Consider the following 10824-nt stretch of genomic DNA (forward strand, 5'->3'; position numbering starts at 1 on the left):
AGGAACGCTGTTGTGCTGAAGATCGGATTTGTAGTCAGCCAAGTAGGTGGGTGACACCATGCTCTGGAAGCCTGAGGACGTGTTGGGGCGCGGAGCGGGTGTCGCCGCTGGCACTGGCTCCTCTATCACACTGCTTGTTAGCTGAGCTGCGATAGGCTTCGCCAATTGAGCCGGCCGGACGCTCTCTGCTACAGGTTCGACAGCTGCGGCAGGTTCGACCGCAACCGGTTGGGCGATGACGATTTTTTCGGCGGGTTTGCTTGTATGAAGTACACCCGCCAACACGTAGGCCCCCAAACCCAGTACTGCGACAAAAACAGCTTTACGACTGAACGAGCTGGACGAAGGCGGGCGTACAGGTTTTTGCTTGCTTGGATGGCTACCGAGTACAACGTCGATATGATCCGGACTTAGCCGTTGAATGTGTATGAGACCGTCATCATCCAGTCTTTTCTGCTCGTCCATTTTTACGTCCTTGGCGGTCTTGCGGCGATGCTCTGGTGTATCGTGACGCAAAGGTTAAACCGCCCGATGTCAGTTTGCCAGCACTGCCCACTCAGAGATTACGATGAAACTTCCCGAGACGATCCTGAACGCCCTCTGTGTAGGTTCAATCAATGGCTCCGGGTTATGGTCTGCACCCTTCTCGGCAGTCAATGGAGTGACGGCGTATGTATGAGCGTCTTGAGCACGTGTTTGGTTATCGGCAGTTTCGACCCGGGCAAGAGCTTGCGATTGGAGCTGTATTGGCGGGGCGTTCTGCGGCAGCGATTTTTCCGACTGGATCGGGCAAGTCCCTGTGTTATCAATTGCCGGCGTTAATGCTCCCGCATTTGACCCTGGTTGTTTCGCCGTTGCTGGCGCTCATTCAGGATCAGTTGGCGTTTTTGCAGCGTCATGGCATTGCCGCGGCGAGCATTGAATCGACCCAAAGTCGTGACCAGGCTGCACAAGTGATGGCCCGTGCCCGCTCGGGCGAACTCAAAATTCTGATGATTTCCGTCGAGCGCCTGAAGAACGAGCGTTTTCGTCATTTCATTGAGCAAGTGCCGATATCGTTGTTGGTCATCGACGAGGCGCACTGTATTTCCGAGTGGGGGCATAACTTTCGCCCCGATTACCTGAAGCTTCCCGACTACCAGCGCCAATTCAACATCCCCCAAGCGTTGTTACTGACGGCAACGGCAACGCCAAATGTTATCGCCGATATGCAGGCTAAATTCGCCATTGCAGCGGACGACGTCGTGACCACAGGCTTTTACCGTCCCAACCTCAATCTGTTGGTTGAGCCGGTGATGGGACGCGACAAGCGTGGTCGATTAGTCGAATGGTTGGGGCCGCGGGTCGGCCAACCGACGATTGTCTATGTCACGCTGCAAAAAACCGCTGAACAGATCGCTGCGCACCTTAGCCAGAACGGCCTTACCGCAAGCGCTTACCACGCGGGCCTGCCCCACGATCAGCGTGAGTCGATTCAGCGGCAATTCATGGGCGGTCGCTTGAACTGTATCGTCGCTACGATCGCCTTCGGCATGGGGATTGATAAGAGCGACATCCGCAATGTGGTGCATTTCGACCTGCCTAAATCCATTGAGAATTACAGCCAGGAGATCGGCCGTGCGGGGCGTGATGGTGAGCCGTCTGACTGTCTGGTGCTGGCTAACCGCGACAGCCTGAACATTCTGGAAAATTTCGTGTATGGCGACACACCGGAATACCTCGGTATTCGCAATGTGATTGATGAACTGCTGACCGCGACCAGCGATGGGCAGTGGGAACTGTTGTTGGGGCCGCTGGGCGATCAAAGCAATATTCGCCAACTGCCGCTGAAGACGTTGCTGGTGCAACTGGAGTTGCGCGGCATCATTGCGCCTCGGTATTCCTATTTCGCTGAATATCGCTTCAAGTACCTGGTGGAGCCTCAAGCACTGTTGCAACGCTTCGAAGGCGAACGGCGACAGTTTGTCGAAGCCATAATCCAGACCTCTAATCGTGCGCGAACCTGGGCCACCGTTAACTTTGACGCCATGTATCAGCAGCACCAATCCGGGCGCGGTCGAGTGGTGACGGCGCTGGATTATTTTCAAGAAAAAGGCTGGATCGAACTGGAAAGCAAACTGATGACTGAGGTCTACAGCCTGCTCAATGCGGACTTCGATCCCGACGCACTCGCGCATGAACTGCATGATTACTTCAAGCAGCACGAAACTACAGAGGTTGCGCGCATCCACGCCATGCTTGATCTGTTCGCCACCGAGCAGTGCCTTGGGTATCGGCTCGCTCACTATTTCGGTGACCTTCAGGCCCCCGAGCGGTGCGGACATTGTTCGGTGTGTCATGGCAATATCGCGAGACTACCGGCGCCGCCAGCATTACCGGTCTTGGCTGAGCAAAGTTTCGATGAGTTGTGTGGGGAGTTTCTACGCAGGCACCTGGATTATTGCGGATACGACCCTAGTGCCGATTTCGTTACCCGATTCCTTTGCGGCATCAGTGTGCCGCTGTTTACCAAGCTGAAGGCGCGGGCGACCAAGGGTTTTGCGGCGTTGGAAAATTACCCGTATGCACAGGTGAGGGAATGGGTCCGGGGAGCGATGGTTGGGTGACTGCGACCGCGTTGTGATCAATCGTAGCCTTCGGCAGCTCCCACAAGGGGGCTGCCTTTTTAACAAGAGTCTGTTTATGACCGAGCAAAATCCGCAACGCGCCGATTATCGTCACTTCCAACCGATCACCACTCGGTGGCACGACAATGATATTTACGGTCATGTGAACAACGTGACCTATTACAGCTTTTTCGACAGCACCGTGAACAGCTACTTGATCCAGCACGGCGGTCTGAACATTCATGATGGCGACGTCGTGGGTTTTGTCGTCAGTTCTTCATGCGATTACTTCGCGTCGATTGCTTTCCCCGATCTGATTGAGGTGGGATTACGAGTCGGCAAGTTGGGCAATAGCTCTGTGCAATATGAGCTGGCAGTGTTTAAGGTGGGTGAGGATGAAGCGAGTGCGGCAGGGCGTTTTGTGCACGTGTTTGTGGATCGGGCGTCGAATCGACCGGTGCCGATTCCCGAAAATTTACGTGGGGTTTTAGAATTGTTGGTTAGCGTATAAGTAACTAACGCAGGCTGCTAGTCGGCAGCCTGCTGTTGACGTTAGTTGATGAGGCTGTTCAGCGGTGGCCATGATTGCGCTGTTTATGATGGCCGTACGAATGCCCACGATGACGACCATGGTCATTACGGTATTCACGCCGGTTATCATGGCCGCGACCACCGCCGCCGCCACTTTCATTACCCATATAGTTACCGAGCGCACCACCTGCGCCACCGCCAGCGGCGGCGCCAATCAAACTACCCGTATTACCACCCAGGCTGCGGCCTACCACGTTACCGCCAGCAGCACCCAACCCACCGCCAATGGCGGCTTCGGTACGATTGCGCCGATCTGCACCGACTGCACCACCGGCTGCACCGCCGAGGCCTGCACCAATAGCTGAACCTGTGCTGCCACCCAATTGTTGGCCAACGACAGATCCTAATACTCCACCCAATGCCCCGCCCACACCTGCTTCAGCGGTGCCGCCTGCAGTAGCAAAGCCACTAACAAGGCCCAAGGACAACAACAGAATCGAGGAATACTTCATGTATTAGAGACTCAGAAGGATGACGGCGCGATCCTGAGGCTCTAGTAGTTAACTAACAATCTAAATCCGACGAACAGCACTAGTTTCAATAAAAACAACAAGTTGCCAGTTTGCAGTTGAACTTTAGTTAATATTTGTACTCTAGCTTACTTATCGCCCTACTCCGTAACACCCCGATCTGCGGTGCATCCGTAATCTCGGTGGGAACGAACGTGTTCGCGAAAGCCGCGACGCGGTGTGTCAGATACACCGAGGCGCGGCCTTCCCGAACAAGTTCGGTCCCACAGAGTTTCTCTATGCCTTTTTACAAAATCCGGGCGCTAGCGCTGGCTGCCTCCAAGCGTATGGCCACGAATTTGGATGTCGGCGTACTGCTGCCGTCACCGACGCTCTCCAGCGGTACCAGCGGATTCACTTCCGGGTAGTAAGCCGCAGCTTGGCCGGCGGGAATGTCGAAGGCCAGCAGCGTAAAACCTTTGACTCGACGCTCCAAGCCGTCATTCCAAATCGAAATCAGGTCGGCTTTCTGCCCCGGTTTAAACCCCAGGCGGATGATGTCGGCTTCGTTGGCGAACAGCACGTCGCGCTGACCCTTCACCCCGCGATAACGATCGTCCAGACCATAAATAGTGGTGTTGTATTGGTCGTGAGAGCGCATGGACTGCATGATCAAGTCCGGAATCTGACCGGTAGCGCGGACGTTTTCATGCACCAGATCCAGTGGCAGGTTATTGGCCTTGAAGTTTGCGCGCGCTGTTTTGGTGTTCCAGCGACGTTCGCGTGCTGTGTTGCCAAGGTAGAAACCGCCTGGGTTTTTTACGCGTTCGTTAAAGTCCTTGAAACCTGGAATCGTGTCGGCGATCAGGTCACGAATTCGGCTGTAATCCGCAGTCAGCCACAGCCAGTCAACAGGTTTGCTGCCGAGGGTCGCGGCCGCGATACCTGCGATGATCGCCGGTTCCGAACGCATCTGCTTCGATAATGGCTGCAACTGCCCGTTGGAGGCGTGAACCATGCTGAACGAGTCTTCCACCGTCACGGCTTGCGGGCCCTCTCCCTGGATGTCGATGTCGGTACGGCCGAAGCACGGCAGGATCAACGCCTGTTTGCCGTGAGTCAGGTGGCTGCGGTTGAGCTTGGTACTGATCTGCACGGTCAGGTCGCACTTGCCAAGCGCCTGCACAGTGCGTGCGCTGTCCGGAGTGGCTTGGGCGAAATTGCCACCTAGGCCAATGAAGACTTTGGAGTGCCCATCAAGCATCGCGTGAATCGCTTCAACCACGTTGTGGCCATTGGTGCGCGGCATTTTAAACTGGAAGCGTTTTTCCAGTGCATCAAGGAACAGCGTCGGTGGACACTCGTTGATGCCCATGGTCCGGTCGCCTTGCACGTTACTGTGACCACGCACTGGACACAGGCCGGCGCCTGGTTTGCCAATGTTGCCGCGCAGCAACATCAGGTTGGCGATTTCCTGGATGGTCGGCACCGAGTGACGATGCTGGGTGATGCCCATCGCCCAGCACATGATGACTTTTTTGCCTTTTGCGTACATACGCGCGGCGGATTCGATGTCGGTCAGCGGTAAGCCTGACTGCTGGATGATCTCCTCCCATGACGTGTCGTCGATGGACGCCAGGTAATCGAGCACGCCGTCGGTGTGTTCGTTGAGAAAGTTATGGTCGAAGACCGCGGGCGCATTGTTCGCCTGGGCCTCGCGTTCCCATTGCAGCAGGAATTTGGCCATGCCGCGCAACAGCGCCATGTCGCCACCCAGCGCCGGGCGGAAGTACGCGGTACTGGTCGGCTCTGAACCGTTGGTGAGCATTTCCAGCGGATGCTGTGGATGCTGGAAGCGCTCCAGGCCGCGTTCTTTCAGCGGGTTGACACACACCACTTGCGCGCCACGCTCGACCGCTTCACGCAGCGGTTCGAGCATGCGTGGGTGGTTAGTGCCGGGGTTCTGCCCAAGGACAAAAATCGCATCAGCGTGTTCGAAATCAGCGAAGGTCACGGTGCCTTTGCCGACCCCGACACTCTGTGCCAAAGCGACCCCGCTGGCCTCGTGGCACATGTTCGAGCAGTCAGGAAAGTTGTTAGTGCCGAATGAGCGCACAAACAACTGATACAAATACGCCGCTTCGTTGCTGGCCCGGCCCGAGGTATAGAACTCGGCCATGTCCGGGCTTGGCAGGTTGCGCAGGTGTTGGCCGATCAGGGTGAATGCGTCGTCCCAACTGATAGGTTTGTAACGGTCGGTTTCGGCATCGTAGCTCATGGGTTCAGTCAGGCGGCCCTGGTATTCAAGCCAGTAATCGCTTTGTTCACGCAGGGAGCTGACGCTGTAGCGAGCGAAGAACGAGGCGTCGACTCGGCGCTTGGTGGCTTCCCAGTTGACCGCTTTGGCGCCGTTCTCGCAGAACTTGACCATGCCACTTTCCGGCGAGTCGCCCCACGCACAGCCAGGGCAGTCGAAGCCGCCGTTCTGGTTGGTCTTGAGCATCATGCGGATGTTTTTCAGCGCGTTATCACTGGTCAACCACGCTTGCGTCACGCTCATTAGCGCGCCCCAACCACCCGCCGGACCTTTGTACGGCTTGTAACGCTTGACCGGGGTTTTGTCGGCTTGGTTACTACGACTACTCACGCTTGACTCTCCATCGCAGGGCTATAGACACGCGGCGCGCTGTGTTGCGGCAGGTGAATTAAATTGAGGTTGTGCCGACGCGCCCATTGCAAGGCGAGACCGGTGGGTGAGGACAAACTGACCAACGTCTGAATACCGGCCCGCAGGACTTTCTGGATCAATTCCAGGCTGCAACGGCTGGTGACGATGGCGAGGCCGCCCGTCATGGAAATGTTTTGGCGGATCAACGCGCCGATCAGTTTGTCGAGGGCGTTATGCCGGCCGATGTCTTCGCGGCCCAGCAACAATTCGCCGTTACTGTCCATGAACAACGCCGCGTGGACGGCCCCGCAATGCTGGCCCAATGGCTGAAACACGCCGATGCGTTGGCGCAATCCTTCCAGCCAAACTGCCGGCGGCAACGGCGCACCGGGCAATACAGTGAGTTCAGGCAAGGCTTGCTCTATGGCTTCCACACCGCATAGCCCGCAACCGCTGGTACCCGCGAGTTGGCGGCGTTGCTGTTTGAGATTCCAGAAGGCGCGACTGGCGATTTCTACCTGGGCGTGCTGCGCAGAACCTGAGCCACTGAGCTTCAAGTCATAGATTTCGTCCGCGGAGGCAATGATGCCGCTGCCCAGACTGAAACCAACGATGAAGTCTTCGAGATCGGTAGGGGTGACCAGCATCACCGCTTGGCTGATGCCGTTATAGGCAATGGCCAAGGCTACTTCTTCCGCAAGATCCGTGTGCGCGCAGGCGTCGCGCTCAAGGTTCGAGTAGCTGTAGGAGTGACTTGCGGTCGGCGCGGGCGAATGTAAGGCGGGCGCCGTGCTGACCGTGCGCTTGGAGGGCATGGGAAAGTACCGGCAGATGATTTAGCGTTTAGCCTAGGCCTCGCGCTGGATGGCGTCTAATCGCTAGTACCGATGTCTTGATAGATGGCGTCGATCAAGGTGCGTCGATGATGATCCGGTAGGTCGCGAAGCAGGCTTCCGCCAGTGCCGATCGCGGGGCCGCGCGGCGCATGATTAACCCAAGGCGCGCCAAGGTTTGCGCGTCTGCGATGGGCTGTAGGCGCAGGTGCTCGGCCAATGTTTCCAGACCGCCCTCAAGCGGCATGATTGCGCAGCAGAAGCCGCCGTGCACTGCTTGCAACAGTTGATGCACTGCATCGGTTTGCAGCAACGGCAAAGGGTTCAAGCCACGGCTGTGGAAGTTATGGTCGATGGATTGGCGAAAATGCATGCCGCTGGTGAGCAGGCCGAGTGGCAGTTCGATCAAACTTTCCCAGCTCAGCGGTTCATCGCCGAAATTAAAATGACGCTTGTCGTACAGCAAGCCCATACGGGTTTGCTCCAAGGCCAGTGAATCGAACCGCTCACTGTCCAACCGTTCGAGGTACGACACGCCGAGATCCAGTTGATTGCTCGCCAGTTGTTCGAGTATTTGCTCGGAACTGAGGGATGACAGCTCAAAGCGCAAATTGGGGTGCAGTTTATGCATGCGTTCCAGCAATACCATCGGATCAAAACTCGACAGCGGCACCACGCCAAGCCGCAACGTCCCCACCAAATGCCCACGGCAGGCGGCGGCTTCGGCCTGTAAGCCGTCGTACGCTGCCAACACTGTTCTGGCCCACGCCAGTACCCGTTCGCCCGGCGCGGTAAACCCCTCAAAGCGCTGACCACGATTGACCAGTGGCAATTCAAGCTCTTCTTCCAAACTGCGCAGACGCATGGACAGGGTTGGTTGGGTGATATGACAACGCGCCGCCGCCTGGCCGAAATGTCGGGTCTCGTCGAGGGCAATGAGGAATTTGAGTTGTTTGATGTCCATCTTCACTCCGGTGCGCGGTACAGGCGGCTGATTCTAACGCGCTCTAGCCATCGGATGGGCGATCGGCGGTGTGTCAGGCTCAACGCCGATCGCGGGCAAGTTGCTCCTACAAATGGTTGTTCGCAACTCAAAGCCCCAGTATCAACTCCCGGTAATCGCCGACTGCGGCGAACTCTTCGGTGTCCTTGCGACCTTTACGGCTGTCGGGTTCGCTGACGGCTAATAAGTGGCCGATACCAAATCGCTGAGCACTGCGCAAAATCGGCAGAGTGTCGTCGATAAACAGGCTGCGTGCTGGTTCAAAATGGATGTCGGCGTGTAATGAATCCCAGAACTGCGGGTTTTCTTTGGGGAACCCGTAATCGTGTGAGCTGATCATGCGTTCGAAATAGGGCGACAGTTGCACGCGTTCCATCTTCAACGACAGCGAGTCGCGGTGCGCGTTGGTGATCATGATCACGCGTTTGCCAGCTTTTTTGATTGCGGCCAAAAACGTTTCGGCGTCTTGGCGTAGGGAAATAAGATGGGCGGTTTCCAGCTTCAAATCACGCAACGACAGCTTCAGCTCCGCGCTCCAGTAGTCCAGGCAGTACCAATTGAGCGTGCCGGCGTTCTTCTCGAACAGCGGCTTGATTTCCAGTTCGGCCATGGCACGACTGACCCCATGCAGGTCGGCGTAACGCTGGGGCAGGTGCTCCATCCAAAAATGGTTGTCGTAATGCAGGTCAAGCAGGGTGCCGTCCATATCGAGCAGAACGGTATCAATGTCGCGCCAGGGTAAAGAAGGCATTGAGGACTCTCGGGCGGTGAATGAATAGCGTTGTTATTTCCGACGCAGACAATCGGAAAAGCCACGGTATAGTACTCCGTCAACGCCAAGGAGCCTGTCATGCGCCAGAAACCCACCGTCCTCGCCCGCGAAATCGTCGCCAGTAGCCGTTTGTTCTGCGTTGAAGAGCTGCAGTTGCGCTTTTCCAATGGCGTAGAACGCACTTACGAACGCCTGGTTGGCCGAGGCACAGGATACGGCGCAGTGATGATCGTCGCGATGCTCGATGCCGATCACGCGGTGTTGATCGAAGAATACTGTGGTGGCACTGACGAGTATGGGCTGTCGTTGCCCAAGGGGTTAATCGAACCCGGTGAGGATATTCTGGCTGCGGCCAACCGTGAGCTGAAAGAAGAAGCGGGCTACGGCGCGCGTCAGCTTGAGTATTTGACCGAGCTGTCCCTGTCGCCCGGTTATATGAGCCAGAAGATTCAGGTGGTGTTGGCTACCGATCTCTATGAAGAAACCTTGCCTGGAGACGAACCCGAGCCTATGCGCGTTGATCGCGTCAACTTGCGTGAGCTGTCCAGCTTGATCCAGCACCCACAGTTCAGTGAGGGCCGTGCATTGGCCGCGCTGTATCTGGTTCGGGATTTGTTGACCCAACGCGGCGACTTTCAGCCATGACCAACGTTTTTGCTCACTTGCCGCATCCGTTGTTGGCGCCCGTTATCGAGATGGCGCGCCGTGCCGGTGAAGTGATCCTGCCGTATTGGCGCGCTGATGTAGCGGTGGTGACCAAGGCTGACGAATCGCCTGTTACTGCGGCTGACTTGGCGGCTCACCACTTGTTAGTTGCAGGCCTGCAAGCGTTAGCCCCGGATATTCATGTTTTGTCTGAAGAAGACGCCGACATTCCCCTGAGCGAACGGGCTACGTGGGAACGCTGGTGGTTGGTTGATCCGTTGGACGGAACCAAGGAGTTTATCTCCGGCAGCGAGGAGTTTACGGTGAATATCGCGCTGATTGAGCGCGGTAAAGTGGTGTTTGGTGTGGTATCGATGCCGACCAATAATCGCTGTTACTTCGGCGGTGCCGGTTTGGGTGCTTGGCGCAGTGATGATGAAAACCACGTCGCGCCGATCAAGGTGCGTGAGGTATTGACTGTTGGCGAAGCGTTTACCGTGGTTGCGAGTCGTCGACACACCAGTCCAGAGCAGGAACGCCTGTTGGCGGGGTTGTCTGAAAGCCTGGGCGAATTGCAGTTGGCCAATATCGGCAGTTCGTTGAAGTTTTGCTTGCTGGCCGAAGGCGCCGCCGATTGCTACCCGCGACTGGCGCCTACTTCTCAGTGGGACACAGCGGCCGCTCAAGGCGTGCTCGAAGGCGCTGACGGCGAAGTGCTTGAACTGTCGGGGCAAACGTTCAGCTACCCGCCGCGTGAGTCACTGCTCAACCCGTTCTTTTTGGCCCTGCCTGCCAAGGCCGCGTGGCGTAACAAATTGCTGGAGTTGGCTAAAGGCCTCACCCGGCCCGTCTGATTAACTACCCTCATATTTCTGTGGGACCGAATTCATTCGGGAATGCGGCGCCGCAGTACATCTGAAAAACTGCGGTGATTGCTTCCCGATAAATTCGGTCTACAGGGTTTTGGGATTCCTACACCGTTGGGGAATTCTGACGTTACCGATGCAGCACAAACTGCCCAATAAAACTTACCGCCACTGCATCGCTGTTCTGATTAACGATGTGCGTCGGCAATGTCAGGCGCGCTCGGCCGTGGCGTTCGTAAGTGCGTAAAAACCGCTCCCACACCTTTGAACTGCACCCAAAAAGTTGGACACCCATCTGACTTTTTGGGTGTTTTGCATGAACAGGTATACAGCCTCATTTAAACAGACTGCGATTAAGGCCTACCTCGATGGCCCGGCAGGATTTCGAACC

Annotated in this window: 9 protein-coding genes and 2 pseudogenes; 4 read left to right on the forward strand and 7 right to left on the reverse strand. The window is 56.6% G+C overall.

Annotation, left to right across the window (positions count from 1 at the left end; translation table 11 throughout):
• Window positions 1-465: pseudogene (locus tag M0974_RS19050) on the reverse strand (hypothetical protein); the annotation flags it as partial.
• A gap of 206 nt (window positions 466-671) precedes the next feature.
• Here M0974_RS19050 and M0974_RS19055 point away from each other — a divergent pair.
• Both M0974_RS19055 and M0974_RS19060 read left to right on the forward strand, forming a co-directional pair.
• On the forward strand, window positions 672-2606 hold the full coding sequence (locus M0974_RS19055) for an ATP-dependent DNA helicase RecQ (protein ID WP_297840180.1): 1935 nt from the start codon (window positions 672-674) through the stop codon (window positions 2604-2606).
• Between the two features lie 76 nt (window positions 2607-2682).
• Entirely contained in the window at window positions 2683-3117 is a 435-nt protein-coding gene (locus tag M0974_RS19060; protein WP_297840184.1) for a thioesterase family protein, read from the forward strand.
• A 58-nt stretch (window positions 3118-3175) separates the two neighbouring features.
• On the opposite strand, the gene M0974_RS19065 is transcribed toward M0974_RS19060, so the two are convergent.
• From M0974_RS19065 to yrfG, 5 genes are all read right to left on the reverse strand, one after another.
• Window positions 3176-3649 (reverse strand): YMGG-like glycine zipper-containing protein, encoded by a 474-nt coding sequence (locus tag M0974_RS19065; protein ID WP_297840187.1) that lies wholly within the window; start codon window positions 3647-3649, stop codon window positions 3176-3178.
• Between the two features lie 304 nt (window positions 3650-3953).
• Window positions 3954-6293 (reverse strand): FdhF/YdeP family oxidoreductase, encoded by a 2340-nt coding sequence (locus tag M0974_RS19070; protein WP_297840189.1) that lies wholly within the window; start codon window positions 6291-6293, stop codon window positions 3954-3956.
• The gene (fdhD, locus tag M0974_RS19075) at window positions 6290-7129 is read right to left on the reverse strand and encodes a formate dehydrogenase accessory sulfurtransferase FdhD (RefSeq protein ID WP_297840192.1); all 840 of its coding nucleotides are present in this window, start codon (window positions 7127-7129) and stop codon (window positions 6290-6292) included. Before fdhD ends, M0974_RS19070 begins: the two co-directional genes overlap by 4 nt.
• 94 nt (window positions 7130-7223) lie before the next feature.
• Window positions 7224-8111: a LysR family transcriptional regulator gene (locus M0974_RS19080; RefSeq protein WP_297840195.1), complete on the reverse strand. Its 888-nt coding sequence runs from the start codon at window positions 8109-8111 to the stop codon at window positions 7224-7226.
• A gap of 127 nt (window positions 8112-8238) precedes the next feature.
• A complete protein-coding gene (gene yrfG / locus M0974_RS19085; protein ID WP_297840198.1) occupies window positions 8239-8901 on the reverse strand; it encodes a GMP/IMP nucleotidase in 663 nt (220 codons plus the stop codon).
• 99 nt (window positions 8902-9000) lie between these two features.
• On the opposite strand from yrfG, the gene nudE reads away from it, so the two are divergent.
• Entirely contained in the window at window positions 9001-9567 is a 567-nt protein-coding gene (gene nudE, locus M0974_RS19090) for an ADP compounds hydrolase NudE (protein WP_297840201.1), read from the forward strand.
• The gene (gene cysQ / locus M0974_RS19095; protein WP_297840204.1) at window positions 9564-10421 is read left to right on the forward strand and encodes a 3'(2'),5'-bisphosphate nucleotidase CysQ; all 858 of its coding nucleotides are present in this window, start codon (window positions 9564-9566) and stop codon (window positions 10419-10421) included. Before nudE ends, cysQ begins: the two co-directional genes overlap by 4 nt.
• A gap of 142 nt (window positions 10422-10563) precedes the next feature.
• On the opposite strand, the pseudogene M0974_RS19100 reads toward cysQ, so the two are convergent.
• Window positions 10564-10698 (reverse strand): annotated as a pseudogene (locus M0974_RS19100) (thioesterase); the annotation flags it as partial.
• Window positions 10699-10824: the final 126 nt, after the last annotated feature.

The sequence above is a fragment of the Pseudomonas sp. genome (assembly GCF_026224925.1).
In the GTDB taxonomy this organism is placed as follows: Bacteria; Pseudomonadota; Gammaproteobacteria; order Pseudomonadales; family Pseudomonadaceae; genus Aquipseudomonas.